Source organism: Cnuibacter sp. UC19_7 (assembly GCF_042699995.1).
In the GTDB taxonomy this organism is placed as follows: domain Bacteria; phylum Actinomycetota; class Actinomycetes; order Actinomycetales; family Microbacteriaceae; genus Cnuibacter.
In genome coordinates, this window is sequence record NZ_CP170560.1 from 2030656 (window position 1) to 2055644 (window position 24989).

The following is a 24989-nucleotide window of genomic DNA, read 5'->3' on the forward strand; positions in this document are numbered from 1 at the left end:
AGGTACGACATTGTTCGATGGTTGTCAAACAATAGGTGTCCGATGCCCGACCCGTACCCGTCCCCTCCGATCGAGGAGGTCGAGCTCGTCGAGGTGCTCCGGACCCTGGGCGACCCCATCCGACTGCAGATCGTGCGCGTGCTCGCCGACGGAGAGCCGCACTCGAAGCACGCCGACGACTGGGGGTTCGACGTGCAGAAGTCGACGCTGTCGCACCACTTCAAGGCCCTTCGCGAGGCCGGTCTGACGCGCACCATCGTGAGCGGGCGCACCCACGCCATCCAGCTGCGCCGCACGGAGCTCGACGCCCGCTTCCCGGGCCTGATCGACGCCGTGCTCGCCTCCTCCCCACCTCCGGCCGCGTAGCGCCCGCCTCCAGTCGAGTAGCGCCCGCGCCCGGACGCAGCGCTGCTGGTGGGGTTCCACGCAACGAACATGCGCCCATCCGCGGTTCAGACGCAACGGATGCGCGGTGAAGGGCTCACTCGCGCGGGGAGTCGTCCGTAGGCTCGGGAGCGACGATTGGAGGTTCACCATGTCCGCATCCGCACGCATCATCACCACCGCCCCCGCCGCCGGGTCCGCCATCGTAGGAGAACCCGAGGTCGTCGAGGACGCCGCGGCCCTGATGACGCACCCGGCCTGGCTCGATCTCAAGGCCGCCGCCACCGCGCTTCAGGCGTTCCAGGTGAAGGACGGCTCGATCCCCGAGACCGAGCACCACGAGGAGGCCGCGCGGCTGATCGCGCGCATCCGCGACGGCGTCGCCGCGCTCGCACCCTCGTTCCCGCACGACACCGCCTACCTCGAGGCGCTCGACGACGACCTCGCCGCCTGGGCGGAGGGCGGATTCGGGGTGCCCGACTTCCTGGAGTCGCTCATCGCGTTCCAGCCGCAGCTCGACCGCCGCGACGGCGTCCGCCATCTCGTCGTGTTCCCCATGTACACGCAGAACGGCAGCAGCGACCGGCACCTCGAGGCCGTGCTCGTCGAGGTGATCTGGCCCGACTTCGTGGGAGAGCTGGAGGCGTGCGAGTTCTCGAACGCGCTGTTCGTGCCCATCCGCTTCCTCGATTTCACACCCGGATACGACACGAACTCCGCGGTGCTGTTCCCCGAATCGGTCGCCACGTCGAGCATCCCGGCGTACACGTGGGGTGCGATCTTCGCCGACCGCGAGGCCGCGCGCTTCCGCCGGGTGGTGCGGAGGGCGGCCGAGATCACGCGCCTCGAGCTCCCCGCCGACGCCCTGCGTCTGCTCGACGACCAGTCGCTCGCGGAGGAGACCTTCGTGATGTGGGACCTCATCCACGACCGCACCCACATGCGCGGCGACCTGCCGTTCGACCCGTTCATGATCAAGCAGCGCATGCCGTACTTCCTCTACTCGCTCGAGGAGCTGCGCTGCGACCTCACGGCGTTCCGCTCGGCGGTCGAGCTGACCCGCGATCCGGAGAGCGACCCGCTCCTCGCCGACCGGGCCCAGCTCGTGCAGTACGCGGTGCTGTTCGACCGCATCTTCCGGTTCGCCCTCACCGGCTCGCGCGTGCGCAACTACGACGGCCTCGGCGGACAGCTGCTGTTCGCGTGGCTGCACCAGCGCGGCGTGCTGCACTGGACCGACACGAAGCTCACCGTCGACTGGGCCGAGCTTCCGGATGCGGTCGTCGCGCTGGGCGACGCCATCGACGAGCTGTACTGGCGCTCGATCGACCGGCCGAAGACCGCTCACTGGCTGGCCGCCTACGAGCTGGTGTCGTCGACGCTCACGCCGCATCCCGCCTCCGTCTGGTCGCGGGGAGTCGACGCGCTGCCGGTGACCGGCCCGCCGAAGGGTCTGACCGATGCGGTGCTCGACGACGAGTTCCCGCTCTCGATGTTCTACGAGGCGCTCGAGAAGAAGATGCGCGACACCGTCGAGTCGACATCGGGCATCACCGGGCGCGACGCGGCCTGAGCGCGCCGTCCGCCCGAACGCGCTCGCGGCTCGGGTGCGCTCGCAGCTCGGGCTGCGGAAGGTCAGTCCCCGTCGGGACGATCCTTCCGCAGCTCGAGCTCGAGCATGGCCGCCGACGAGAAGCCCCACCGCTGCGCGACACGATCGCGGCTCGTCTCGGGGTCGCGGTCGAGATCGGCGCGGGCCGCGTCGAGCCGTGCCAGCCGGAGGTAGCCCCGAGGGGTGACGCCCCGCGGGGCGTGCGCGCGGAAGACCGCCATCAGGTCACGGACGGGCAGACCGACCGCGTGCGCCACATCCGCGACCGTGATGGGGAGCGAGGCGAAGTCGTCGATGAAGCGCGCGGCGCGACGGTAGGCCGTGTAGCGCTCGCGCGCCGCGAGGTGCCGCTCGGGCACGTCGCCCAGGAGGCGGAAACCCTCCAGCACCGAGACGGCCAGCGCGCGGTACACCAGAGCGCGCAGGGTCTCCGACTCGAGTCCGTCGCCGAGACCCGCCGAGTCGTCGAGCAGGGCCCTCAACGACGACGCCGCCGCGGGCGACGTGGGCCGCGGGCCGTCGAAGCGGATCCGGGCGCCCTCGATGCCGTAGACCATGGCCGCCGTCTCGCTCAGCGCACCGAGGTCGAGTGCCAGCGATCGGGCCTCGACGTCGACGATGTCGGCGAGCAGACGGTCTCCGGGCTGGAAGAGCGCGGGCTCGTCATCGAGCGTGCCGGCGTCCCTCCCCACCTGCCAGTGGTAGCCGCCCGTCGCGGTCGAGACCAGGATCTGCCCGAACTCGGCATCGCATCCGCAGTGCCCGGCCATCGAGGTGGTGCAGACGGCGAACCGCGCGTCGCCGACCATCGTCTCCGCGAAGCCGCGCACGTCGCCGCCCAGTCGGATGTCGCCGTGCGTCTCGAGGAGCCACCGTTCCGCGTGCTCGCCGTCGAGAGCGCGGAAGTCTGTGCGGAAGAACGTCACGACGTGCCGTGACCGGGCGGCCACGCCCGGTTCTGGAGGTAGGTGCTCCCGCGGACCGGCACGCTCTTCTCGTCCATCACGATGAGCCCGGTCGAGCTCGCCGCGGAGCGCGTGAGCAGCTCGATCCACTCGGGGTCGATCGACGGGGCACGGCCGCCGTCGAACTTGAAGTACACCGGGATGTGCGGCGACAGCCAGATGGAGCTGCGGCCCCCGCCGCTGGAGACCGAGTCGACCCACGACATCGACAGGCCCTCGGAGCGGCGCAGGCGGTTGATGATCACCACATGGAGATGGGCCAGAGTCCGATCGTCGAACTCGATCGTCGCTCCGTCGTACAACATCACACCCACCGCAGAACCTCCTGCGACATTGTCATACGGTGGGCGCAGAGATCATCCATCGGGCGAAGGGGTTGACATCGCCTTCGAGGCGCATTAGTCATGGGAATCGCGGCCTGACCGGCCGATCGGCGAAGGGAACCGAGGTGAGGGCATCCGAGGCGACGAGGACGACCCTCGAACGCGCGCTCACGCCGACCCAGGTCCGCGCCGTCGACGAGGGGCGGCTCGACCCCGAGCAGCGCGACTCCTGGTCGGTCCTGCTCGAGCACACCACGCGCATCCTCGAGTCGTCCGCCAGCCCGGCGGTGACGGAAGCCCTGCTCTCGGCCATCCGCGTGGCCGCCGACGAGGCGCTGCCGGCGGTCTCCGGTCCGGCGCCCTCCGCACACGTCCGCCTCGCCGTGGAGTACATCGAGCGGCACGCTGCCGACGACATCTCCGTCGACGACATCGCGTCGGCGTCCGCGCTGTCGGTCCGCGGGCTGCAGAGCGTGTTCCGGCGTGAGCTCGACTCGACGCCGCTGCGGGTGCTGGGCGATGTCCGGATGACGCGCGTGCGGTCGGACCTGTGCAGCGCGGTGCCCGGCGACGGCACGAGCGTGGCGTCGGTGATGGTCCGGTGGCGGGTAGGGCACCAGGGGCGGTTCGCGCACGCGTACGCCCAGCGCTACGGGGAGTTCCCGCGCGAGACGCTCGCCTCGTAGGGCGGCGTCGCGGTCGTGCCCCGGCGCGGGGCCGCGGTCAGGGTACGCGGTGGCCGGCGGCGCGGAACAGCTCGTACCACTCGGGACGGGTGAGTCGCACGTCGGAGCCGAGCGCCGCATCCGCCACCCGCTGGGGCGTCGTGGTGCCGAGCACGACCTGCATCTGCGCCGGATGGCGGGTGATCCACGCGGTCGCGATCGCCATGGCGGGCACGTCGTAGGCGGCCGCCAGCCGGTCGATCACCGCGTTGAGCTCGGGGAACCGGTCGGAGCCGAGGAAGACGCCGTCGAAGAAGCCGGCCTGGAACGGCGACCACGCCTGGATGGTGATGTCGTTCAGGCGGCAGTAGTCGACGATCCCGCCCCCGTCGATCGTGACCGACTGGTCGAGCCCGACCATGTTCGACGCCACGCCCTGCGCGATGATCGGCGCGTGCGTGATCGACAGCTGCAGCTGGTTCGCCACCAGCGGGTGGTCGACGCTCTTCCTGAGCAGATCGATCTGGCGGGGCGTGTGGTTCGAGACGCCGAAGTAGCGCACCTTCCCCGCGGCGTGGAGGTCGTCGAAGGCGCGGGCGACCTCGTCGGGCTCGACCAGCGCATCCGGACGATGCAGCAGCAGGATGTCGATCCGGTCTGTGCCGAGCGCCTCGAGCGAACCCTCGACCGACTCGGTGAGGTGCTCGTACGAGAAGTCGAAGTACGGACCGTCCTTCACGATGCCGGCCTTCGTCTGGATCGTGACCGCGTCGCGTTCCGACGGCGACAGCCGGAGGGCCTCGGCGAAGCGCCGTTCGCAGGCGTGCACGGTCGGGCCGTAGATGTCGGCGTGGTCGAGGAAGTCGATCCCCGCATCGCGGGCCGTGCGCACGAGCTCGCGCACCTCGTCGTCGCTCTTGTCGGCGATGCGCATCATCCCCAGGACGACGTCGGGTGCGGTGATGTCGGTGCCGGGCAAGGTGAATGTCCTCATGCCCTCCATCGTGCCCCTCGCCGCCGACGCTCGCCCCGCGGCGCGTGCGAGGCGCCCTACGGCGTGCAGGCGACGGACGAGACCCGCGCGGGGGCGGGCTCTCCGTCCACGAGCGCGACGTCGTCGCATCCGATCGTCGTCGACGAGCGGACGGCGGCGCCCGCGTCGATCGCGATCGCGTAGCCGTCCGACGCGATCGCGAACGTGTTGCCCGAGAAGCGGGTGCCCGTGCCCCAGCCGTCGACCACGGCGTGCACCTGAGCGCCGTCGCGCGGGCTCGCCGTGCCGGTGTTGCCCGTGACGACCCAGTCGTTGCCCTTGACGTCGATCACCGAGTCGGCCTCCGTCATGGCCGCGCCGTCGAGCGTGTTGCCCGAGATCTCACCCGCCGTCGTGCCCTCCTTCACGTCGATCGCCTCGGCCGTCACCTCGTGGATGCGGTTGCCGACGATGCGGTTGCGGTCGCTGGCGTCGGGGGCGCATCCGGAGATGTCGCACCAGTTCGACTGCGCGGATCCCACATAGACGCCCTCGCCGAACTCCGGTCGGCGGTGTCCCGTGCTCGACACGTCGTTGCCCTCGATGAGGTTGTCGCTGCTGCCCGCGCGGAGGTGGATCGCCTCGTCGCCGACGCCTGAGACCGTGAGCCCACGCAGCGTGGCGTGGGAGGTGCGGTCGAGCATGATGCCCTTCATCCCACCGGTGACGCTGAAACCGGTGAGCGTCCAGTGGTCGGCGCCGTCGAGGTGGAGGGTGTAGCCGTCGTCGGTCGGGCCGCCGTCGAGCACGCTGTCGGAGGTGCCGCAGAGGGTCACGGGCTCGGTGTCGGTGCCCGCGGCGGTCGCCTCGAACGAGCCCTCGTAGCGGCCGGGCGCCAGCACGATCGTGTCGCCCGGGCCCGCTTCCGCGAGCGCGGCGCGCAAGGCGCCCGCGTCGCCCACGACCCGCCCGTCGGGGCAGCCGGCGACGGACGTCGGCAGCGGCGTCGCCCCCGCGCACGCGGCGAGCGCGCCCGCGAGCACCGCGCCGGCCGCCGCGGCCGCCCACACGCGCCACATCCGGCTCATCCGCACCACGTCAGCGTAGTTCGCCCACCACTCGACACCGAATACGCGAGAGTCCCCCTGCATACGCCGCCGCTTCCCCGAAACCGGTGTCGAAGCGACGACCACCTGCGGGTCCGTTCGCTCGTGCGCGGTCGCTCATCACGGAATGCGCGCAAGCTCGGCGAACACGCCGCCGCTCCGCCGTATCCCGTGACGACTGACGCGCGAACCGCGCGACCGGGGGCGCGAGGCCCCCCCGAATCGGGGCGCGCGGGCGGGGGCGCGCCGCCGCTATGGTGGGGACGCTCCACCCCGGCACACGTCGAGTCACCCGCTCGCACGCCGGCGAGTCCCCGCTCGTCGCCCGCGCCGGCGACCCGAATCCGCCTGCTGGAAGGCAGCCCGCCCGCGCATGCTCGACGACGCCCTGTCGTACCTCCACGGCCTGGGCCAGACCGTGCTCTGGCTGCTGCCGTTCGGCGTGTTCGGCATCGTGTCGTGGAGCTTCTGGCTGCTGCGCAAGGGCATCTCGATGGCGACCCGGCCCGTCGTCAACGAGTTCCGCACCACGACGACGGTGGTGGTGCCGTCGTACCGCGAGGATCCGGATGTGCTGCTGCGCTGCCTCGAGACGTGGCGGGCGCAGCATCCGAGCCGCATCGTCATCGTGCTCGACCTCGCCGACACCGAGGCCCAGGAGCGCATCGAGGCGCTCGGGCATCCGGACGTCGAGGTCATCATGTTCCGTCACCGCGGGAAGCGCTCGGCGCTCGGAGTGGGGATCCGCGCGGCCGACACCGAGCTCGTCATCCTCGTCGACTCCGACACGGCGTGGGAGCAGGGGATGCTCGCGAACATCCAGATGCCCTTCCTCGACGCCGCCGTCGGGGCGGTGAGCACGCGCCAGAACGTCTACCTCCCTCGCTCCAGCGTCTGGCGGCGGGTGGCGGACTGGATCGTCGACCAGCGCTACGGCGACTACGCCCCCGCGATGGGACGCTTCGGCGGGGTGATCTGCGCCTCCGGACGCACCAGCGCCTACCGCCGCGAGGTCATCCTCCCCAAGCTCGACGACCTCGAGCACGAGATCTTCTTCGGCCGCGAGTGCGTCGCCGGCGACGACGGACGCCTCACCTGGCTGGTGCTGTCGCAGGGGTATCGGGTCACGCATCAGGACAGCGCGCGGGCGCTGTCGATGTTCCCCGACACGTTCCGCGCCTTCGTGAAGCAGCGCGTGCGCTGGAGCCGCAACTCCTACCGCTGCTACATCACGGCGATCAGGAACGGGTGGATCTTCAGGGTGCCGTTCGTCTCGCAGCTGACGGTGATGCAGATCCTCTTCACGCCGGTGAGCATGCTGATCTACCTCGCGTACGTGCTCCACGCTCTCACCGCGCCGGCGCCGCTGCTGGCGTTCGGGCTGGCGCTGCTGTGGATGCTGGCCGGTCGCGCGATCCGTGGGCTGTCACACCTGTGGCGGCGTCCGGAGGACATCGTGATCCTGCCGCTGGTCGTCGCGGTGATCGCGCTCGTCGCGCTCCCGATCAAGACGTACGCGCTGTTCACGATGAACAAGCAGGGGTGGCTCACGCGGTCGGCCGACACGATCGGCGGTGAGGGGCAGAGCGAGGCGAGCCTGCACTCGGCGCCCGCCCGCGCCGCCGAGGCGGCGGCGGGGCTCGCGGCGGAGCCCGGGAGCGCGGTGTGAGCGGCGGTGCGGTGTGAGCGGGGGCGGCGAGCCGGGCCCCGACGCGGGTGAGGCGGAGGGCGCCCGGGCATCGGACGACGGAGCGCGCGGCGCGCTCTCGGCGGCGGAGCGGGGCGACACGATGTCGCCCATCCGACGGGTGATCGTGCGCGTCTCGGTCATCGCCGCGATCGCCGGGGGCGTGGCGGCGAGCGTGCTCCTGGCGCGCGGCGTCCTGGAGGAGGTGCCGCAGCTCATCCTCGAGCTGAACCCATGGTCCGCCTCCGCGACCGTCGTCGCCGCAGCCCCGAGCGCGTCGCCCAGCGCGACCACCGCCGCGGCATCTGCATCCGCACCTGCATCCGCCGCGGCACCCGTGCCCGCATCCGGCACCGCGGCGCCAGGCGCCCCGCCCCCCGCCGGCACGTTCTCGCCGTACCCGTTCGACGAGCAGGAGCAGCACCTCGCCGACGCGGCCGCGCGCGACGACGTCACCTGGCTGACGCTGGCCCGCTCGGGCGAGGTCGTCGACCTCGCCCCCGACTCGTTCCTGGCCCTGGCCCCGCGCGACGCGCCCTACACGCTCGACGACCTCCTCGCTCAGGGCGCGGCGCAGCGGATCGACGACACCACGGTGGCCGTGTCGCGCCTCGTGTTCGTGCGGCCGGGCGCCTCGCTCGTGGTCGACGCGCCCGGCACGACCCTCCGCCTCGCCGACCCCGCTGACGGGCCATCGGCGCGCATCGTGGCGTGGGGCGCCTCGCTCACCCTCGCCGGCACGGCCGAGGCGCCGCTCGAGATCGTCGGCTGGGACAGCGCCGTCGACGAGCCCGACGCCGGCGATTCGGATCCCCGCGCCTACATCCGCGTCGAGAGCGGCAGTCTCACGGCGACCGACGTCGCCCTGTCGGACCTCGGCTACTGGAGCGGCCCGACCGGCGGATTCGCCGTCACGGGCACGCCCACCACGCCGTCGACGGGCGCGATCAGCCGCGTCACGGCGGAGGGCCTGCACATCGGCCTGTACGCCGACGACACCAGCGCGCTCGCGGTCGCCGACTCGAGCTTCGAGGGCTCCGCGCAGCAGGGCGTGCTGCTCGGCACGCGCGCGGATGCGACGTCGCTCGACGCCGTGACCGTCCGCGGCTCGGGGGCCGACGGCATCCTGGTGCGGCAGGGCGTCGACGACCTGTCGATCACCGACGGCGAGGTCTCGGGCAGCGCGCGCTGGGGGCTCTTCGCCGACGGCACCCCGCGCGCCGACGGCCCCAACCCGAACGGCTACGGCGTCGAGAACTCGAGCGGGCTGTCGATCGACGGCACCACCTTCCGCGACGACGCCTTCGGCGCGGTCGCGATCGCCGGCACGAGCGGCGTCGCCATCACCGGGACCGACGTGGACGAGCGCGGGATCGGCATCCGCCTCACCGACTCGCAGGGGTCGGTCGACGGCAACACCGTGCGGGTGTCGGATGGCCGCGGGGTCGTCTTCTCGGGTGCGCTCACCTCGGCCCGGGTCGCCGACAACGCCCTCAGCGGCAGTGGGCCGGCGGCGGTCTCGGTCGAGGACGGGGCATCCGACGTCGACCAGCGCGACAACACCACCGGCGACTGGACGGTGAAGTGGGAGATCCTGATCTGGATCGAACAGCATCCGCTCGCTCTGCTCTGGGCTCTCGTGCTGGTGATCCCGGTGCTCGGCATCGCGTTCGTCGCGGTGCGGATGCGGCGGCAGCGGCGCATCCGCGAGCTCGTCGAGTCGACCACGATCGCGCTCGCCCGGGTGGAGAAGGAGCAGTACGAGGCGGCGCTCCGCGGAGAGCCTGTGCTGGTCGGTGCGGCCGCCGCGGATGCGGTCGGCGGTGGGGCTGCGGATGCGGTGGGCGGCAGCGCTGCGGATGGGGATGTGCTGCTCAGTCCGCTGCTCGCGGAGGCTCTGGCCGAGGCGGATCGCCTCGATGAGTCGGTGGTCGCGTCGGCGGCCACGTCGGCGCCTGTGTCGGCGGCGGCGGGCGAGGAGGCGGGCGCTGCCGCAGGGACGACGTGGCTGGTCGGCGGACCGATCACGGGCGGGAACGGGCGCTGGGCCCACTCCGTCCGCGGCTCGGCTGCCCCGACGGAGCCGTCCGTCGAGGAGCGCGCGCCGGCGCGGGCGGCGACAGCCGGGCTCGCTCCGCGCCTGCGCGCCGCCGCGCTCGCCCAGGTGCAGCCCGGCCACGAGACGCCGTCCGCGGTCGAGAGCGCGGTGGCCTCGACGGGGCGCTTCGCGTCCGTCGAGGAGCTCGCCGCCGCGGCCGTGCTCGACGGCGGCAAGCCGATCGACGCCGTCGCGCGCACCCTCCGCGTCCCCACCGCCACCGTCGCGGGCTGGGTCTCCCGCGCCCGCCGCCTCCGCGCCCCCCTCTGACCCACCGCCGCGAACGCGCGGGGCTCAGCGCATGATGCGGGGGCGGCCGGCGAGCCAGCCGAAGCCGATGAGGACGAGGAGCAGGGCGACGAGGATCGCGAGCGCCGGGGTCCACGTGCCGGTCGCGTCGTGGAGGGCGCCCATCAGCACGGGGCCGGCCGCGGCGAGGAGGTAGCCGACCGACTGCGCCATCCCCGAGAGGGACGCCGCCTGCGAGTGGTGCGCGGTCCGCAGCCCGAAGAACGACAGCGCCAGCACGATGTTCGCGCCGCCCGCGATCCCGGCGAGGCTAGCCCAGATCATCCCGAGCTGTGGGGCGACGAGCACCCCCGTCACGGCCACCGCGAACACCAGCGGGGACACGACGGCGAGGAGGCGCTGGTCGCGCATCCGCGGGATGAGGGCCGACGCGACCAGGCTGCCCGCGATGCCGAACGCGTTGAGGAGGAGCTGGTGGAAGCCCGCCGCGGCGGGGTCGATGCCCGCCGACTCCTCGATCGACGGGAGCCAGGTGATGAGAACGTAGTACCCGGTCGACTGCAGGCCCATGAAGCCCGTCACCTGCCACCCGATCGCGGTGCGCCACGGCGACCGGGCCGACGGATGCGCGGGGTCGAGCACGGCGGGCGACTCCAGCGACACGTCGTCGGCGCTGCGCGGGGCGGTGGTGCGACGGCGGAGCAGGGGCGAGATCACGCCGAGGGTGATCAGCGCGAGGCCCGCCCACATCCCGAGCGGGAGCCGCCAGCCCCACGCGGTGAGCGCCGCGACGGGCACCGCGAGTCCGGCGGCGGCGGCCGCGAACGCGGACTGCACGGCGGAGTAGGTGCCCGTGACCTGACCGATCCGGTCGGGGAAGTCGCGCTTGACCAGCGCGGGCAGCACCACGTTGAGGATCGCGATCGCGACGCCCAGGAGGGCGGTGCCGATCCAGAGCAGCGGGAGCCCCGGAAGGGAGCGCAGCACGAGGCCGATGGTGAGCCCGGCGAGGGCGAGCCCGAGGGTGCGTTCGAAGCCGAGCCTGCGCGCGAAGGCGGGCGCGAAGGGCGACACCACGGCGAACGCGACGAGCGGGAGGCTGATGAGCACGGACGCGGCGAGCGACGTGAGCCCGAGGTCGGCCTCGATGTCGGTGAGCACCGGGCCCACGGTCGTGATGCCGACGCGGAGGTTGCCCGCGACGAGGAGGATCCCGATGACGAGGAACAGCGGGCCGGATGCGCGGGGCGAGATCGGGCGACGTGCGCCGGTGGGGCGGGTGGCGGACTCGGTGGTGGCCTGGCGGCCGGGGGATGCGGACATGCTCGCTCTCAGGGTGGTGCTCGGTGGCGCTTCACGGCGCCGGTGGTGCTTCGTGGATCTCGGGTGGCGCGATCCGCTAGTCGCCGCCGTTCATCGCCGGATGCTCGTAGGCCAGGCGCACGAGCCGCTCGGCGACGGCGGCAGCTGCATCCGGATCACGCGCCTCGATGGCCGCCACCAGATCGGTGTGCGCCCGATCGACCTCGAGGAGACCGACCTCGGCGACCACCACATCCGGCGAGTCGACCCAGGTCAGCGCCCGCTCGTTGCCGCCGGTGCCGCGGTAGAGCTCGGAGAGGAGCTCGTTGCCGGAGGCCTCGAACACGAGCTCGTGGAACCGGCGGTCGAGCTGGACGTAGGTCGGACCGTCGGTCGCGAGAGCCCGTTCGTCGAGCACGCGGCGCAGCTCCCTCCGCTGCTCGTCAGTGGCCCGCAGGGCGGCGAACCGAGCGCCCTCGCGCTCGAGCATGGTGCGGACTTCCGCGACGTCGCGCTCGCTGTCGCTCTCGAGCCGGCGCGCGAGGGTGGGGGCGAGGTCGCTCGCCGCGACGACGAACGTGCCGTAGCCCGCGCGGGCCCCGAGGATGCCGGCGTGCACCAGCGACCGCACGGCCTCGCGCACGCTGTTGCGGCTGATGCCGAGCTGCTGCGAGAGCTCGTGCTCGGTCGGGATCAGCGCGCCGACGGGGAACTCGCCCTCGGCGATCCGCCGCCGCAGCTGGTCGGCGACCTGCGCGGAGAGCGGCACGTTGGGCGCGAGTCGGGTCATACGGACCACGGTAGCAGCAAACAGCCAAATGTAGGACAAAGTTGCTCGAGACGCAGAAGGCTTCCTCAGTTCTCCTGTCTCACGCGTGATACACTGTGCGCATGACCACGGTAAGCGTTCGCGACCTCCGGAACCGAGGAGGCGACGTTCTCGCACGAGTGCGGATGGGCGAGAGCGTCACGGTGACGAGCGACGGCACTCGCGTCGCTGAGCTGCGCCCGCTTCACCTTGCGCGGGTGAGCACCGCAGAGCTCGTGGAGCGCCGGCGAACCCTTCCCCCCGTTGACGTCCATGAACTACGAGGTGACATCGACACGATCCTGGATCAGACGCTGTGACGGCGAGAGCGCTGCTCGATACCTCCGCTCTTCTCCTCCTCGGAACAGTCGAGGACCCCGAGGAGCTTCCCGCCGAACTCTTCATCAGCACGGTCACAGTGGCCGAGCTGTCGGTCGGCCCTCTCGTGGCGGCCGACGATGGGAACAGAGCGGCCCGCCAGGTGCACCTGCAGCAGGCAGAGGCCGACTTCGATCCCCTCCCACTCGACGCTGCGGCGGCACGCGCGTTCGGGCGCGTCGCAGCCGCACTCCGCGCATCCGGGAGGAAGCCCGCGGCGCGAGCCTTCGACGCTCTCATCGCGTCGATCGCCTTAGCGAACCGACTGCCCGTCATCACCGCCAACCCCGCCGATTTCGAGGGAATCCCCGACCTCCAGGTGATGCCACTCGCCACCGGCGACAGGCGGGCGTGAGAGGATCGGCGGGCGAACTCAGCACGCGGAGGGATCCATCCATGAGCACCGTCCTCACCGGAATCGGCATCGGACGCGGGGTCGCGATCGCGCCCGCGCATGTGCTCCGTCCCGCCCCTGAACCGCCCGCCGACGAGCCGGCCGCGGCCGACGTCGAGGCGGCGGTCGAGACCGTCCGCTCCGCGTTCGCGACGGTGTCGTCGCAGCTGTCGGATGCGGCGGCGAAGGCCTCCGAGCCCCTCTCGTCGGTCCTCGAGGCGACGGCGATGATGGCGCTCGACCCGACGCTCAGCGACGACGCCGCCACGCGCATCCGCGACGGCGTGGGGCCCGTGACCGCCGCCGCGGCCGCGGTCGAGGGTGTGGCCACCCAGCTCGAGGCGCTCGGCGGGTACATGGCGGAGCGCGCGACCGACCTCCGCGGCATCCGCGGTCGCGTCGTCGCCACGCTGCTCAGCGACGGCGGCGAGAGCGAGAACGACTCGAGCGGGGCAGGGCTCACCACCCGCTCCGTCATCGTCGCCGACGACCTCGCCCCGGCGCAGACCTCCACACTCGACCTCGACCTGGTCGCCGCCATCGTGCTGAGCGCCGGCGGCCCCACCGGGCACACGGCGATCATCGCGCGCCAGCTCGGCATCCCGTGCGTCGTGCAGACCGTGGGCGCGCTCGAGGTCGCCGACGGCACGCCCCTCGCGGTCGATGCCGCCTCGGGTCGTGTCGTCATCGATCCGACCGTCGACGAGGTCGCCGCGCTGCAGTCCGCCGTCGACCGCGAGGAGCTCCTCGCCGCCGACACCGCGGCGGGCACCACCTCCGACGGACACCCGGTGCAGCTGCTGGCGAACGTCGGCACCGAGGAGGACGCTCGCCGGGCGGTCCCCGTGGCCGAGGGCGTGGGCCTGTTCCGCACCGAGGTGCTCTTCCTCGACCAGGCCACGGCTCCGGATCCGGAGACCCAGACCGCGCTCTACGCGGGCGTCCTGCGGCAGTTCGACGGACACAAGGTCGTCGTGCGCACGCTCGACGCCGGGGCCGACAAGCCGCTCGCCTTCCTCTCGCAGGCCGACGAGGACAACCCGGCCCTCGGCATCCGCGGCTACCGCCTGGTGCGCACCGCCGAGGCACTGGTGCAGGAGCAGATCGACGCGCTCGCCGCCGCCTCCCGGGCGGTGCCCGGCACCGAGCTGTGGGCGATGGCGCCGATGATCGCCACTCCCGCCGAGGCCGCCGACTTCGCGCGGCGGGCCCGCTCCGCCGGTGTCGCCACCGTCGGGGTGATGGTCGAGGTGCCGGCCGCCGCCCTCCGCGCCGCCGACATCCTCGCCGAGGTCGACTTCGTGTCGCTCGGCACCAACGACCTGGCGCAGTACACGATGGCGGCCGACCGACTCCGCGGCGAGCTCTCCGACCTGCTGTCGATCTGGCAGCCCGCCGTGCTCGAGCTCGTCGCGACGACCGCGAGGGCGGGACGCGAGGCGGCGAAGCCGGTCGGGGTGTGCGGAGAGTCGGCAGGCGACCCGCTGATGGCGCTGGTGCTCACGGGTCTCGGGATCACGAGTCTCTCGATGGCCGCGTCCGCGCTGCCCGCCGTGAGGTACGCCGTGCGCCACCACACGCTGGAGCAGTGCGAGCGGATCGCGGCCGCGGCCCTCGCCGCGCCCAGCGCGACCGAGGCGCGCGCGGCTGCCGTCGCGTTCGTCTCCGACGACGTCCGGACGACACTCGGCCTCTGACCACCGGCGGCGCCGCCGCGCAGACGCCGCGGCCTCGGCACCGCACCGACGGAGGCACGGCCGGCTCCGAGTCCGACTCAGGCCGCTCCGGACCCGGAGCCCGACGTGTCCACGATGAGGTCCGCCCGATCACGTGTGCGCTCCACGCGCCGCGCATTCCCCTCGTCGACGGTCTCCACCCACGCCGCCGCCACCTCGGGCGCCTTCCCGAACTCGACATGCCGGGCGACGAGCCGCTCGCGCCGAGCATCCCCGGGCACGTCGCAGAACCACACCTCGGCGAGCTCGGCGCGCACCGCCGACCACGGCACACTCTCGTCGAGCAGGTAGTTGCCCTCGGTGAGCACGAGATCCGCCGACGGCGGGATGACGACGCCGCCCGCGATGGGCTGCTCCAGCGTCCGGTCGAAATCGGGCGCATACACAGCGTGGTCGGTCTCGGCGTGGATGCGGCGCAGGCTCGCGAGGTAGCCGTACCCGTCGAAGGTGTCGATCGCGCCCTTGGCGTCGAGCCGCCCGAGGAAGCGGAGGGTGGAGTCGGCGAGGTGGAAGCCGTCCATGGGCAGCCACGCCACCCGCCCGGGCAGCCGCGGCTCGAGCGCAGCGAGGAGGGCACGGACGAGAGTGGTCTTGCCGGATCCGGGCGGCCCCGCGATCCCGAGGATGGTGCGCCCGGGCGTCTGCGCCTGCAGGGAGAGCGCCCGGTTCACGAGGAGGTCGAGGTCGGGCACACCACCATTCTGCGCGATCGTCGCCCGTCCTACCCCGACACACCGGGCGCCCGCGCGGCTGATGGAGCTGAGCCGGGTGGCGCCGTGGGGCCCCGCGCCGGCGATGCTGCGGGTTGCGCCCGCTCAGAGCCCCCTCGCCGCCCAGGGGGCCTCGCCGCAGCGTGACGCGGGCGGAACCCACCGCGCACTCGTCCGTCACCCCGAGACCCATGTCGCCCGGGACCGCAGCTCGCACCTCGCCGCTCGAGATCCTCGGCGGTCGCCCGCATCTGCGTCGGCACCGGCGCGGGACGCAAGGAACGTGCGGCTCGGGTTTGGCAGACTGGGGCGGGTGATCGAGAGACTGCACGACGCCGACCGCCGGGGCTTCGCCTCCGACAACTACGCCGGGGTCCACCCCGAGCTGCTCGAGGCCATCGCGGTGGCGAACGGCGGGCACCAGATCTCCTATGGCGAGGACGTCTACACCGAGCACCTGCAGTCGGTCATGCGCGAGCACTTCGGCGCGCGGGCCGAGGCGTTCCCCGTCTTCAACGGCACCGGCGCCAACGTGGTGTCGCTGCAGGCGATGCTGCCGCGCTGGGGTGCGGTGGTCTGCTCGACGACGGCGCACATCCACACCGACGAGAACGCCGCTCCCGAGCGGGTCGCCGGCCTCAAGCTGCTCACCGTCGCGACCCCCGACGGCAAGCTCACCCCCGAGCTCATCGACGTCGAGGCATGGGGCTGGGGCGACGAGCACCGCGCCCAACCACTGGCGGTCTCGATCACGCAGACCAGCGAGCTCGGCACCGCCTACTCGGTCGACGAGATCGCGGCCATCACCGAGCACGCGCACTCGCTCGGCATGAAGGTGCATCTCGACGGATCGCGCATCTCGAACGCCGCCGCGTCGCTCGGCGAGCCGCTCGGCGCCTTCACCACCGACGTCGGGGTCGACGTGGTCTCGCTCGGCGGCACCAAGAACGGCATGCTCGCCGGCGAGGCCGTGCTGGTGCTGAATCCGGATGCGGTCGACGGCATCCCCTTCCTCCGCAAGCTCGACATGCAGTTGGCCTCGAAGATGCGCTTCGTGTCGGCGCAGCTCATCGCGCTGTTCGGCACCGACCTGTGGCTCCGCTCCGCCTCGCACGCGAACGAGATGGCGCAGCGGCTGCGTTCGGCCGTCGAGGGTCTGCCCGGAGTCACGCTGACGCAGGAGACGCAGGCGAACGCGGTGTTCGCGATCCTCCCCGCCGGGGTCGCCGACCGCCTCCGCGAGTCGTTCCGCTTCTACGACTGGAACCCCGCCACGGGCGAGGTGCGCTGGATGTGCGCGTTCGACACCACCGCGGCCGACGTCGACGCCTTCGTCGCGGCGCTCCGCCGCGAGCTCGGCGCCTGACCCGCGCCGCCGTTCTTGCACAGTCGGCCTGACGCCAGGTGTCCTCCCCAGATGGGGTAACGCTCTCCCGTACGAGACCGTTCCCTGCGACTCTGGACCCCACGAGGGATTCTGGAGCACATCATCCGCGGGAAGAACACAGTGGCTGAGGTGTTGATGCACGTCGATGCTCGCGCCGGGTTCGTCGAGGTGTTCCACGTGATGGAGCTGAGACGCTCCACGCTCGATCGCGCCCGCAGGACGATGGGCGAGGAAGCGGCGCGGCGGGGGCGCGAGCTCCTGCTCTCGGTGATGACCGAGGAGGAGCTCGACCGCATCACCGGCCCGGGGCGGCCGAGCCTCAGCGGCACGGTGGGCGAGGGCCCGTCGCGCAAACGGCAGGTGCGCCTGCCGGCGCAGCTCGACGAGCTGCTCGAGCTCCGCATCGCGGCCGAGGGGCGCGGGGCGAGCGAGATCCTCCGCGACGCGCTGGAGCAGTACCTGCGCGCATCCTGACGACGAGGGTCGAGGTCAGCGCTTCTCGGGGTCGTGACCCCAGTTCATCAGCGAGTAGCGCCAGGGCGTCTCCGACACGTCGCCCGACGGCCGCTGCGTCACGTGTCGGTGCACGTACCCGACGACCTTGCGCATGTGCGCATAGTCGTCGTCGGTGAGGTCGGCCTTCTTCTTCTCGAGGATGCGGATGATGTGCCGGCCGCTTCGGTGGCCGACCGACTCCGACCCGCCGTCCTTCTGGCCGACCTCCCTCGACTCGTCGGTGTCGAGCCAGTCGCCGAGCTGCTTCGGCGTCATGTTCACCGCCTCGCGGAACTCGTCCCAGGTCGTGGCGTCGTCGTGGTCGTCATCCGTGGCCATGGTCCGAGCCTGGCCCCGTCCGCCGGAACGCGCACTCCGGGCGGGTGCCCGTCGGCCGGATCGCGCATCCGCACGGATCAAGCCCGCGCCGTCCGCAAGGAGTCGGCGTAGGGTCCGGCCCATGACCGAAGACCAGATCGTCTGGAACGACCAAGCCCGCGCGAAGATCCTCGACGATGCCGACCGCGTCCTCCGCGAGGCGGTGCTGAGCCTCCGCGATCGGCGCGACGAGGGGTCGGATGCGCTGTACGCTGCTCTCATCGGCCTGCTCGAGAACCGCTTCATCGACTTCGAGCCCGGCCCCGACATCCGCAAGTACGCCGACGCCCTCGCGTCCGGCGAGATCGAGTAGGGAGCGACATGGAGGTCGACTACACCGCCCTGGAGCTGCTCTACATCGGGCTGCTCGGCCTGGCGAGCCTCGGCATCGTCTGGACGGCGATCGTCGTCGTCTGGAAGCTGTTCCGCGGCCAGCGCTAACGCCGACCTAGGATCGCGGGGAGACCCCGGGCAGGATGAACGCCCTCCGAGGCAGCGCGCCGTAGGCCGGCGGCTGCCGGAACACCGTCGTCGGGACGTACTCGTCCGCGTACGGCGGCCACCGGTGCAGCACCGGCGCCTCGGCCACCTCCTCGAAGCGGGAGCCGTGGCCCAGTGCGAGCGTGCGCCGCACGAGTCCGCTCCGCACGAGGGCCGCACCGTCGGTGATGACGGCGGCGACCATGACCCCGAGGTGGTTGGACGGATCGAGCCCGCCGATCCCCTCCTCCGCCGGCACTCCCGTGCACGCGACCGCCTTCGACGACCCGAACTCGATCTCGGGGACACTGGTCTCGCCGATGACGATGCGGAGAATGAGCGCGTCGGTGCGGAACGGCGTGAGGGTGACGACACGGATCCCCTCGTCCACCAGCACCTCACGCTCGACCGTCGCGCAGTCACGGAGTTCGTCGGCGATCAGGTCCAGCCACCACGACGTGAGATCGGAGGGATCCGGGCCAGAGGGATGTGACATGTCCTCAGCGTCCCACGATGTCCACCACGGACCCAGGTCCTGGTATCCAGATCTCACATTCAGTGTTACGGTGACATAGTGAATATGTCGGGAGAGGGCCGCTCGGCCCTGCTGTGCAGCATGCCCGCCGTGGGCCACGTCGGTCCGATGCTGGTCGTCGCCGGAGAGCTGATGCGGCGCGGGTGGCGGGTCCGCGTCCTGACCGGCCGCCGCTACCGCGCCCAGGTCGAGGCCGCCGGTGCGGACTTCGCGCAGCTCCCCGCCGAGGCGGACACGCTCGACGAGGTCGGCTCCGGCGAGCGCAACCGCGGCCGGGCCACGATCAACCTCGGCGTGGAGGAGGCCTTCGTCCGCCCTGCCTACGCCGCCGCGGATGCGGTGCTGCAGCTCCTCGACGAGGAGCCCGCCGACGTCGTCCTCCACGACATGACGTTCCTCGGGGTGCAGGCGCTCTTCGCGCGCCCGGCCGCCGATCGCCCCGTGACGGTGATGTGCGGGATCGGACCGGCCGGCTTCTCGAGCCAGGACTGCCCGCCGTACGGGCTCGGCATCATCCCGTCGCACCACCGCGCCTGGGGCCGGATGAGGGATGCGGTGCTCAACCGGACCGCCAAGCTGGTGCTCGCCCCGGCCCACCGCGCGCTCGACCGCTTCCTGGAGAGCGTGGGGGCGCCGGGGCTCGACGGCTCGTTCTTCATGGACGTGCTCGACCGGAGCGACCTGCTCGCGCAGTTCACGGTGCCGGAGTTCGAGTACCCCCGCAGCGACGCCTCCGACGCGCTGCGGTTCTACGGGCCCATGGCGGGCCAGGCCCGCGAACCGGGCCCGCTGCCCGAGTGGTGGGGGCGTCTGAGGGAGGACACCCCGCTCGTGCACGTGACCCAGGGGACGGTGGCGAACACCGACTTCTCCGAGGTGATCGAGCCGACGCTCGCGGCCCTCGCGGACGAGCGCGTCCAGGTGGTCGTGTCGGCCGGCGGCGCCGCGCTCGACGACCTGCCGCCCCTCCCCGGGAACGCCTTCGCCGCGTCGTACCTCGACTACGAGGCCCTCCTGCCGCGCACCTCGGTGTTCGTGACGAACGGCGGATACGGCGGGCTGCACCACGCCATGCGGTACGGGGTGCCCATCGTGATCGCGGGCGACTCCGAGGACAAGGTCGAGACCTCGGCCCGCGTGGAGTGGGCCGGGGTGGGGATCAACCTCCGCACCGGGCGCCCGTCGCCGGAGCAGATGGGCGCCGCGGTTCGCAGAGTGCTGGACGACCCGTGGTTCGCCCGGCGGAGCGCGGAGATCGGGGCCGCCATCGGCGCCGCGCGAGGCGTTCGAGGGCTCGTCGATGACGTGGAGGCCGCCGCCCCGAGGCGCTAGAGCCGCGCCGCCGACCCCGATAGCCGCCGCGCGCGGCCGACCCCCGCCGGCGAACGGCCGCTACAGCCCACCCAGCTGGTCGGCGAGATGTGCCAGCTGGTTCGCGGTCCACTGCCGCCACTGCGTGCGCGACCATCCGCGGGTGCGCGTGAAGTGCAGGTACGCGTCGGCGCTCGTGATGTACCCGAGCACGTCGGCGGCCTCGGCTACGCGCTCCTCGGGGATGACGCCCCGACCCGCGAACCACCCCGCGGCGAGGAGCATGTCGCGGTGGCGACGCCCTTCGAGCTCCTCGTAGGCGGCGCGCGCGGCCGGGTCGGCGTCGGCCGCCGCGGCCATCGCCCGGACGATGCCCGCCGCCCGCTGGTTGGCGTCGTCGAGGAACTCGACGTACCGGTCGATCGCGGTGGCGAGATCGGGTTCGGCCATGATCGCGATGAGGCTCGGCCGCTCCGTCAGCGAGTGCGTCCCCTCATCGCCCGCGAACGCGACCTCGAACGCGGCGATGAGGAGCGAGTGCTTGCTGCCCTGCAGCTGCACGGTGGGAACGGCGACGTTCGCCTCCTTCGCGATCGCCTTCAGCGACGTCGCCGCGTACCCGTCGCGGACGAACAGCTTCGCCGCCGCCGCGATGATCGAGGCGCGCGTCGAGGCCGCCTCCGCCGCTCGGCGGGGGGAACTGTACGCGCGGGCCATGGCCTCGACGTTACCTTCCCCGGCCGCGTGCCGTGGCGAGCACCAGTCCGACGACGATCTGCGCCCCCGTCGAGCACAGCAGGGCCACGGTCGCGACCTCGAGGCTGTCGGTGGCGTTGGCGACGGCACCCGTGACGACGGCGACCACGGTCAGGGCGAGCAGCGCCCAGCGGGCGGCACCGATGGCGACCCCGGCGCGGACCACCACGAGGGAGGCGATCAGCAGGAGCAGAAGCTGCGTGACGCTCAGCGCGAGGGTGAGCACGAACGCGCCCGAGTAGTCGTCGACCGGGGGCAGGGCGTACGTGACGACGAAGTAGACCGTCTGCGACGTGAGGAAGACCGCGCCGAAGCCGAGCAGCGCGAGTCGACCGACGAGCGAGGAGCCCACGATCCCCTCCGATCCCGTCCGCCCGCCCGAGAGCGGCACCATCGACAGCGCGTGGGCCACGGCACTGCCGAGGAACAGAGCGGCGAACGTGCCGAGCAGCGCGGGCGACGGATCCCCTTGGAGCGGCACCTCCACGAGGGTGGCGATCAGCAGCAGCGTGCCGCCGACGGTGATCAGCCCACCACCCCACACGGCCCAGGTGGGTCGCCGCACGGGTCGTGCGGCGGAGGTGGTGGTCGGTGCGTCCCGCAGGTCGCTTCTCGTGGTCATGATGGGCTCCTCACATTTCAGTAGTACGACGTGTTGGTTAATGTTACAGTGCACTCATGAAATCTCTGGCATGGTGGTGTCGAGCAGTCGGCGGGGTGTACCTCGTCCTCGGGACCACGTTCATCCCCGCGATCAACACCGGGCGGGTGGAGCAGCTCGTCCCCGGTTTCGACGGCACGCTGGACGGCCCCGCCTGGCAGGGCTTCGTCGACTACCTGTTCATGTTCGGGCTCGAGGAGCTCGTCCTCGGCCTGTTCCTCATCGCGGTGTCGTTCGTGCCGCGGTGGTTCGTGCCGGTCGTCCTGCTCGTCTGCGCGCTCTCCGTCGTGCGCGGGATCGGCCACGACCTCTACATGATCAGCCAGGGCTACTCGGTGGTGTCCAACACGATCTTCATCGCCCTCCACACGGCGATCATCGTCAGCGGACTGCTGCTCCTGCGCCGGGCGCGGATCCGCATCGGTTGGGCAGCGACCCCCGCATCCTCATCCCGATCGAGGCAGACGCCGGCGTCCACGTCGGCAGACCGGCCGCGGGCGTGACGGGCACCGACAGCGCCGTCACATCGCGAGAAGCTGCAGCGCGAGGGTGACCATGCTGTCCCTCGCGAGCTCGCTGTCCTGACCCCAGAGCGAGCTTCCGATCGTCACGTGGATACCGGGGACGATGACCGTCCCCACCCCACCGCCGACCACGGCGGAGTCCGCGTCGAGCCACAGGCCCACCCCGCCGAGCGCGTCCAGGCGCGGGTCGGTGAAGTACCCCTTGATCCCGTACTGCTCCATCTGGGCCGGGTCCGGGATCTCCGAGTCGTCCGCAGTGATCGTCACGGAGAACGTCTTGATGTCGGTGAGCGACGTGATCGACCCCTCGGCGGGCGACCACGAGCACGAGATGGTGTCGTCCTGGATGTACGAGTTCTCCTGCTCCAGCGTCAGCTCGGCGACGTAGTCGGGTGCGACGGCCGCGATCTGGTCGCAGCTCGTGATCCGGGGCAGGGCCCGAACGGCGCCCGCCGCGGCCGAGTCCGGCGGCGTCGTCGCCGCGGCCCCCGGATCCTGCGCGCCGTCGGTGGGGACGGCGGGCGGAGGCGCCGCGTTCCCGCCTGGCGCGCACCCCGCGAGCAGCGTGGCCGCGACGAGGACACCGAGCAGATTCCATCGCCGAACGATTTTCACCCACAGCACTGTAGCGACCCTCCGCCACGCCCCGCTCCTCGACCGAGTCGGCGTCATGCGGGGTTGCGCCCGCTCAGCTCGTCGTCGAGGCCGTGGGAGCGGCCTCGCCGCGGGCCGCGGGCTCAACCCGCTCCACAGAAGCTGGGGAGGGCGTGCGGATGGGGGCGGGGCGGGCCAGGCTCGCAAGGAGGAGCCCGGTTGCGCCGGGCAGAGGAGGAGAAGCGGATGAGCGACGAAGGTACCGCCGGAGGCGAGGGCCTCGGCAAGGACGGCACGATCCCCGACGACCCGAACGGGCTGGCGGCCGGACACGTGCCCGACGGGTCCCACTTCAACCACGAGGAGGACACCCAGGGCACCGCCGACGGGTCGGCCGACGACGGCGACGACCTCCTCGCTCCCGAGACCGACTTCGGGCCGGACGGCAACCCCGTCAACGGTGCGGAGTGACCGGGTCAGACTGACCGCATCCGATCCACCGCACGATCGAAGGAGTGACATGACCGACGACACCGCACGACCCGACGCCGACGACCTGCCCGACGGCTCGTCGTCCGACGGCAGCACGGCCCAGGAGGGCGAGGACACCGTCTCGGGCGGTGGCCCCGAGGAGCCCGACGAGAGCGCCGACGGTGAGTGACGCCAGCGGCGTCGAGCCGCGCCCCGAGCACACGCCCACGCCCGACGAGGTCGACCCCGACGAGGGCACCGAACCCGACGGCACGCCCGTGGAGAATCCCTCGGGCTGACGCATCCCCGTCGACAAGCGAGAAGACGCCCTTCCCCGAGCATGGGGAGGGCGTCTTCTCGCCGTTCGACGCGCGACGCGCCCTTCGAGGCGCGTCGCTACTCCCCCGCGGGGGCGACCGCGCGCGGGAGGATCGTGCCGCGGAAGAACGCGGGGTTCCGCACCGCGCAGACCGCCATGATGATCGCGCCGAGCACGAGGATGCCGATGCTCATCACGAACACGAGCCCGACGCCGTCCTGGGCGACCCCGTCGGCGTCGTAGGTGGTCGCGAAGAGGGCGGATCCGGATCCGTACGACGGCGCGTACGAGTCGACGGCGGTCTTCACGAACATCGCCAGCAGCGCCAGTCCGCCGAGCAGCGGGAAGAGGAAGCGGTAGAAGACGTTCCGCACCGAACGGAACCAGGTGCGCCGGAAGAACCAGAACGCCGCCACCCCGGTCAGCCCGTAGTAGAAGCAGACCATGAGGCCGAGGGCGGTGATGGTGTCCCACAGCGCGTTCTCCGACAGCAGGCGCATCACGGTGTAGAACACGATCGCGGTCACCGCGGAGGCGATGGTCGCCACCGACGGCGACTTGAAGCGCGGGCTGATCCGCTTGAACGAGGGCGGCAGTGCACCGTAGTAGCCCATGGCGAGCAGCGTGCGCGACGGCGAGATCATCGTCGACTGCAGCGACGCCGCGGACGACGAGAGGATCGCGATCGACATCAGGATGGCGAACGGCCCCATGATCGGCGACGAGAGCACTGCGAAGATCGACTCCTGGTTCTCGGGGTTGCCTGCGCCGAGGCCGGTGTCGCCGATGCCTGCATACGACAACGTGGCGATGGTGACGAGCATGTACAGCGCGACGATGACGAGGATCGTGATGAGGGCGGCGCGGCCCGGGGTGCGCTTCGGGTCCTTCGCCTCCTCGTTCATGGTGACCACCACATCCCAGCCCCAGAACAGGAAGATCGAGAGCGAGACGCCGGCGGTGATGGCGGTGAGGCCGCCCTCGGCGGCGAAGGGGTTGAACCAGTCGAGCGTGACGGGCGTGTAGTCGTAGGCGTTGCCGCTGCCGATCGCGACGAACGCCGCGACCACGTACCAGCCGAGCGCGAGCAGCTGGAAGCCGACCAGGGCGATCTGCACCTTCTGCGTCGCCTCGACACCGCGGTAGCTGATCCACGCGGCGAGCGCCGTGAACACCGCCGTGATCAGGATGTTGAGCCACAGCTCCCCGGTGAGGGTCGCGAGATCGGGGTTGCCGGTGATCTGCGAGAGCAGGATGAAGAGGAAGTCGACCGCGACCGCCGCCAGGTTCGAGAGCACGAGGATGGTGGCCGCGATGAGTCCCCATCCGGCCATCCAGCCGATCCACGGGCCGAAGGCGCGGGTGGCCCAGGTGAAGCTGGTGCCCGAGTCGGGCATGGAGGAGTTGAGCTCCCGGTAGCCGAAGAGCACGAGCAGCATGGGCACGAAGCCGATGAGCAGCACGGCGGGAACCTGCAGCCCCACCACGCTCACCACCGGCCCGAGGCCCGAGGTGAGCGTGTAGGCGGGCGCGATGCAGGAGATGCCGATGATCGCGCCCCCGATGGCGCCGACCTTGGCGACGCTGAGGCCCTTGGCGTGGAACGTCTCGCTCTGTGCCTCCTGGCCGGGAGACGCGGTCTCGGTGGAGGTCTTCTGGCTGGTCATGTGGCTCCTTCGCCCGTCTGT

Annotated in this window: 28 protein-coding genes; 15 read left to right on the top strand and 13 right to left on the bottom strand. The window is 71.9% G+C overall.

The window, feature by feature from the left end:
- Positions 1–42: 42 nt before the first annotated feature.
- Entirely contained in the window at positions 43–366 is a 324-nt protein-coding gene (locus tag ACFJGV_RS09550) for an ArsR/SmtB family transcription factor (protein ID WP_378143663.1), read from the top strand.
- Between the two features lie 169 nt (positions 367–535).
- A complete protein-coding gene (locus ACFJGV_RS09555; RefSeq protein ID WP_378143664.1) occupies positions 536–1957 on the top strand; it encodes a DUF6421 family protein in 1422 nt (473 codons plus the stop codon).
- 62 nt (positions 1958–2019) lie between these two features.
- On the opposite strand, the gene ACFJGV_RS09560 is transcribed toward ACFJGV_RS09555, so the two are convergent.
- The gene (locus ACFJGV_RS09560) at positions 2020–2946 is read right to left on the bottom strand and encodes a hypothetical protein (RefSeq protein WP_378143665.1); all 927 of its coding nucleotides are present in this window, start codon (positions 2944–2946) and stop codon (positions 2020–2022) included.
- A complete protein-coding gene (locus tag ACFJGV_RS09565; RefSeq protein WP_378148681.1) occupies positions 2919–3266 on the bottom strand; it encodes an ATP-dependent DNA ligase in 348 nt (115 codons plus the stop codon). The genes ACFJGV_RS09560 and ACFJGV_RS09565 overlap by 28 nt, the downstream gene beginning before the upstream one ends.
- 143 nt (positions 3267–3409) lie before the next feature.
- Here ACFJGV_RS09565 and ACFJGV_RS09570 point away from each other — a divergent pair, with 143 nt between their 5' ends.
- Complete coding sequence (locus ACFJGV_RS09570) at positions 3410–3970, top strand: helix-turn-helix domain-containing protein (RefSeq protein WP_378143666.1); 561 nt, start codon at positions 3410–3412, stop codon at positions 3968–3970.
- Between the two features lie 37 nt (positions 3971–4007).
- On the opposite strand, the gene ACFJGV_RS09575 is transcribed toward ACFJGV_RS09570, so the two are convergent.
- Both ACFJGV_RS09575 and ACFJGV_RS09580 read right to left on the bottom strand, forming a co-directional pair.
- Positions 4008–4943 (bottom strand): aldo/keto reductase family oxidoreductase, encoded by a 936-nt coding sequence (locus ACFJGV_RS09575; RefSeq protein WP_378143667.1) that lies wholly within the window; start codon positions 4941–4943, stop codon positions 4008–4010.
- A 56-nt stretch (positions 4944–4999) separates the two neighbouring features.
- Positions 5000–6073, bottom strand: coding sequence for a nitrous oxide reductase family maturation protein NosD (locus tag ACFJGV_RS09580; protein WP_378143668.1), 1074 nt, complete (start codon positions 6071–6073; stop codon positions 5000–5002).
- 328 nt (positions 6074–6401) lie between these two features.
- Here ACFJGV_RS09580 and ACFJGV_RS09585 point away from each other — a divergent pair, with 328 nt between their 5' ends.
- A complete protein-coding gene (locus ACFJGV_RS09585; RefSeq protein WP_378143669.1) occupies positions 6402–7697 on the top strand; it encodes a glycosyltransferase in 1296 nt (431 codons plus the stop codon).
- Between the two features lie 13 nt (positions 7698–7710).
- Positions 7711–10083, top strand: a complete 2373-nt coding sequence (locus ACFJGV_RS09590; protein WP_378143670.1) for a right-handed parallel beta-helix repeat-containing protein — start codon at positions 7711–7713, stop codon at positions 10081–10083.
- A gap of 24 nt (positions 10084–10107) precedes the next feature.
- Here ACFJGV_RS09590 and ACFJGV_RS09595 read toward each other — a convergent pair whose 3' ends face one another.
- Both ACFJGV_RS09595 and ACFJGV_RS09600 read right to left on the bottom strand, forming a co-directional pair.
- Positions 10108–11385, bottom strand: a complete 1278-nt coding sequence (locus ACFJGV_RS09595; RefSeq protein WP_378143671.1) for an MFS transporter — start codon at positions 11383–11385, stop codon at positions 10108–10110.
- A gap of 76 nt (positions 11386–11461) precedes the next feature.
- Positions 11462–12154 carry a FadR/GntR family transcriptional regulator gene (locus ACFJGV_RS09600; protein WP_378143672.1) on the bottom strand — a complete coding sequence of 231 codons (693 nt, stop codon included), beginning with the start codon at positions 12152–12154 and terminating at the stop codon, positions 11462–11464.
- Between the two features lie 101 nt (positions 12155–12255).
- On the opposite strand from ACFJGV_RS09600, the gene ACFJGV_RS09605 reads away from it, so the two are divergent.
- From ACFJGV_RS09605 to ptsP, 3 genes are read left to right on the top strand one after another with little or no spacing between them, the layout of a single operon-like run.
- On the top strand, positions 12256–12492 hold the full coding sequence (locus ACFJGV_RS09605; RefSeq protein ID WP_378143673.1) for a type II toxin-antitoxin system Phd/YefM family antitoxin: 237 nt from the start codon (positions 12256–12258) through the stop codon (positions 12490–12492).
- A complete protein-coding gene (locus ACFJGV_RS09610) occupies positions 12489–12905 on the top strand; it encodes a type II toxin-antitoxin system VapC family toxin (protein WP_378143674.1) in 417 nt (138 codons plus the stop codon). The genes ACFJGV_RS09605 and ACFJGV_RS09610 overlap by 4 nt, the downstream gene beginning before the upstream one ends.
- Positions 12906–12946: 41 nt before the next feature.
- Complete coding sequence (ptsP, locus tag ACFJGV_RS09615) at positions 12947–14641, top strand: phosphoenolpyruvate--protein phosphotransferase (protein ID WP_378143675.1); 1695 nt, start codon at positions 12947–12949, stop codon at positions 14639–14641.
- Between the two features lie 77 nt (positions 14642–14718).
- Here the strand turns inward: ptsP and ACFJGV_RS09620 are convergent, their stop codons facing one another.
- Entirely contained in the window at positions 14719–15372 is a 654-nt protein-coding gene (locus ACFJGV_RS09620) for a nucleoside/nucleotide kinase family protein (RefSeq protein WP_378143676.1), read from the bottom strand.
- Between the two features lie 331 nt (positions 15373–15703).
- Here ACFJGV_RS09620 and ACFJGV_RS09625 point away from each other — a divergent pair, with 331 nt between their 5' ends.
- Positions 15704–16756 (top strand): threonine aldolase family protein, encoded by a 1053-nt coding sequence (locus ACFJGV_RS09625; RefSeq protein ID WP_378143677.1) that lies wholly within the window; start codon positions 15704–15706, stop codon positions 16754–16756.
- A gap of 141 nt (positions 16757–16897) precedes the next feature.
- Positions 16898–17251: a ribbon-helix-helix protein, CopG family gene (locus ACFJGV_RS09630; protein WP_378143678.1), complete on the top strand. Its 354-nt coding sequence runs from the start codon at positions 16898–16900 to the stop codon at positions 17249–17251.
- Between the two features lie 15 nt (positions 17252–17266).
- On the opposite strand, the gene ACFJGV_RS09635 is transcribed toward ACFJGV_RS09630, so the two are convergent.
- Positions 17267–17611, bottom strand: coding sequence for a DUF3140 domain-containing protein (locus ACFJGV_RS09635; protein ID WP_378143679.1), 345 nt, complete (start codon positions 17609–17611; stop codon positions 17267–17269).
- 121 nt (positions 17612–17732) lie between these two features.
- On the opposite strand from ACFJGV_RS09635, the gene ACFJGV_RS09640 reads away from it, so the two are divergent.
- Positions 17733–17963 carry a hypothetical protein gene (locus ACFJGV_RS09640; RefSeq protein ID WP_378143680.1) on the top strand — a complete coding sequence of 77 codons (231 nt, stop codon included), beginning with the start codon at positions 17733–17735 and terminating at the stop codon, positions 17961–17963.
- 135 nt (positions 17964–18098) lie between these two features.
- Here the strand turns inward: ACFJGV_RS09640 and ACFJGV_RS09645 are convergent, their stop codons facing one another.
- On the bottom strand, positions 18099–18626 hold the full coding sequence (locus tag ACFJGV_RS09645; RefSeq protein WP_378143681.1) for a hypothetical protein: 528 nt from the start codon (positions 18624–18626) through the stop codon (positions 18099–18101).
- A 120-nt stretch (positions 18627–18746) separates the two neighbouring features.
- On the opposite strand from ACFJGV_RS09645, the gene ACFJGV_RS09650 reads away from it, so the two are divergent.
- Positions 18747–19997 carry a glycosyltransferase gene (locus ACFJGV_RS09650; protein ID WP_378148683.1) on the top strand — a complete coding sequence of 417 codons (1251 nt, stop codon included), beginning with the start codon at positions 18747–18749 and terminating at the stop codon, positions 19995–19997.
- 60 nt (positions 19998–20057) lie between these two features.
- Here ACFJGV_RS09650 and ACFJGV_RS09655 read toward each other — a convergent pair whose 3' ends face one another.
- Together ACFJGV_RS09655 and ACFJGV_RS09660 are read right to left on the bottom strand one after the other, a co-directional pair.
- Positions 20058–20693 carry a TetR/AcrR family transcriptional regulator gene (locus ACFJGV_RS09655; RefSeq protein ID WP_378143682.1) on the bottom strand — a complete coding sequence of 212 codons (636 nt, stop codon included), beginning with the start codon at positions 20691–20693 and terminating at the stop codon, positions 20058–20060.
- A gap of 10 nt (positions 20694–20703) precedes the next feature.
- Positions 20704–21354 carry a hypothetical protein gene (locus ACFJGV_RS09660; RefSeq protein ID WP_378143683.1) on the bottom strand — a complete coding sequence of 217 codons (651 nt, stop codon included), beginning with the start codon at positions 21352–21354 and terminating at the stop codon, positions 20704–20706.
- A 56-nt stretch (positions 21355–21410) separates the two neighbouring features.
- On the opposite strand from ACFJGV_RS09660, the gene ACFJGV_RS09665 reads away from it, so the two are divergent.
- Positions 21411–21896 carry a BphX family protein gene (locus ACFJGV_RS09665; RefSeq protein WP_378143684.1) on the top strand — a complete coding sequence of 162 codons (486 nt, stop codon included), beginning with the start codon at positions 21411–21413 and terminating at the stop codon, positions 21894–21896.
- Between the two features lie 18 nt (positions 21897–21914).
- Here ACFJGV_RS09665 and ACFJGV_RS09670 read toward each other — a convergent pair whose 3' ends face one another.
- A complete protein-coding gene (locus ACFJGV_RS09670) occupies positions 21915–22532 on the bottom strand; it encodes a hypothetical protein (RefSeq protein WP_378143685.1) in 618 nt (205 codons plus the stop codon).
- A gap of 225 nt (positions 22533–22757) precedes the next feature.
- Between ACFJGV_RS09670 and ACFJGV_RS09675 the strand changes: the two genes are divergently transcribed.
- Together ACFJGV_RS09675 and ACFJGV_RS09680 are read left to right on the top strand one after the other, a co-directional pair.
- Positions 22758–22982: a hypothetical protein gene (locus ACFJGV_RS09675; protein WP_378143686.1), complete on the top strand. Its 225-nt coding sequence runs from the start codon at positions 22758–22760 to the stop codon at positions 22980–22982.
- Between the two features lie 49 nt (positions 22983–23031).
- Positions 23032–23172 (top strand): hypothetical protein, encoded by a 141-nt coding sequence (locus ACFJGV_RS09680; protein WP_378143687.1) that lies wholly within the window; start codon positions 23032–23034, stop codon positions 23170–23172.
- A 206-nt stretch (positions 23173–23378) separates the two neighbouring features.
- On the opposite strand, the gene ACFJGV_RS09685 is transcribed toward ACFJGV_RS09680, so the two are convergent.
- Positions 23379–24968 carry an APC family permease gene (locus tag ACFJGV_RS09685; RefSeq protein ID WP_378143688.1) on the bottom strand — a complete coding sequence of 530 codons (1590 nt, stop codon included), beginning with the start codon at positions 24966–24968 and terminating at the stop codon, positions 23379–23381.
- Between the last annotated feature and the right edge of the window lie 21 nt (positions 24969–24989).

Coding starts and splice junctions, on each gene's coding strand:
- ACFJGV_RS09605 (WP_378143673.1), top strand. CDS start 12,256: ATGACCACGGTAAGCGTTCGCGACCTCCGGAACCGAGGAGGCGACGTT.
- ACFJGV_RS09685 (WP_378143688.1), bottom strand. CDS start 24,968: ATGACCAGCCAGAAGACCTCCACCGAGACCGCGTCTCCCGGCCAGGAG.
- ACFJGV_RS09600 (WP_378143672.1), bottom strand. CDS start 12,154: ATGACCCGACTCGCGCCCAACGTGCCGCTCTCCGCGCAGGTCGCCGAC.
- ACFJGV_RS09635 (WP_378143679.1), bottom strand. CDS start 17,611: ATGGCCACGGATGACGACCACGACGACGCCACGACCTGGGACGAGTTC.
- ACFJGV_RS09595 (WP_378143671.1), bottom strand. CDS start 11,385: ATGTCCGCATCCCCCGGCCGCCAGGCCACCACCGAGTCCGCCACCCGC.
- ptsP (WP_378143675.1), top strand. CDS start 12,947: ATGAGCACCGTCCTCACCGGAATCGGCATCGGACGCGGGGTCGCGATC.
- ACFJGV_RS09580 (WP_378143668.1), bottom strand. CDS start 6,073: ATGCAGGGGGACTCTCGCGTATTCGGTGTCGAGTGGTGGGCGAACTAC.
- ACFJGV_RS09550 (WP_378143663.1), top strand. CDS start 43: ATGCCCGACCCGTACCCGTCCCCTCCGATCGAGGAGGTCGAGCTCGTC.
- ACFJGV_RS09650 (WP_378148683.1), top strand. CDS start 18,747: ATGCCCGCCGTGGGCCACGTCGGTCCGATGCTGGTCGTCGCCGGAGAG.
- ACFJGV_RS09565 (WP_378148681.1), bottom strand. CDS start 3,266: ATGTTGTACGACGGAGCGACGATCGAGTTCGACGATCGGACTCTGGCC.
- ACFJGV_RS09655 (WP_378143682.1), bottom strand. CDS start 20,693: ATGGCCCGCGCGTACAGTTCCCCCCGCCGAGCGGCGGAGGCGGCCTCG.
- ACFJGV_RS09645 (WP_378143681.1), bottom strand. CDS start 18,626: ATGTCACATCCCTCTGGCCCGGATCCCTCCGATCTCACGTCGTGGTGG.
- ACFJGV_RS09555 (WP_378143664.1), top strand. CDS start 536: ATGTCCGCATCCGCACGCATCATCACCACCGCCCCCGCCGCCGGGTCC.
- ACFJGV_RS09665 (WP_378143684.1), top strand. CDS start 21,411: ATGAAATCTCTGGCATGGTGGTGTCGAGCAGTCGGCGGGGTGTACCTC.
- ACFJGV_RS09680 (WP_378143687.1), top strand. CDS start 23,032: ATGACCGACGACACCGCACGACCCGACGCCGACGACCTGCCCGACGGC.
- ACFJGV_RS09575 (WP_378143667.1), bottom strand. CDS start 4,943: ATGAGGACATTCACCTTGCCCGGCACCGACATCACCGCACCCGACGTC.
- ACFJGV_RS09585 (WP_378143669.1), top strand. CDS start 6,402: ATGCTCGACGACGCCCTGTCGTACCTCCACGGCCTGGGCCAGACCGTG.
- ACFJGV_RS09660 (WP_378143683.1), bottom strand. CDS start 21,354: ATGACCACGAGAAGCGACCTGCGGGACGCACCGACCACCACCTCCGCC.
- ACFJGV_RS09640 (WP_378143680.1), top strand. CDS start 17,733: ATGACCGAAGACCAGATCGTCTGGAACGACCAAGCCCGCGCGAAGATC.
- ACFJGV_RS09675 (WP_378143686.1), top strand. CDS start 22,758: ATGAGCGACGAAGGTACCGCCGGAGGCGAGGGCCTCGGCAAGGACGGC.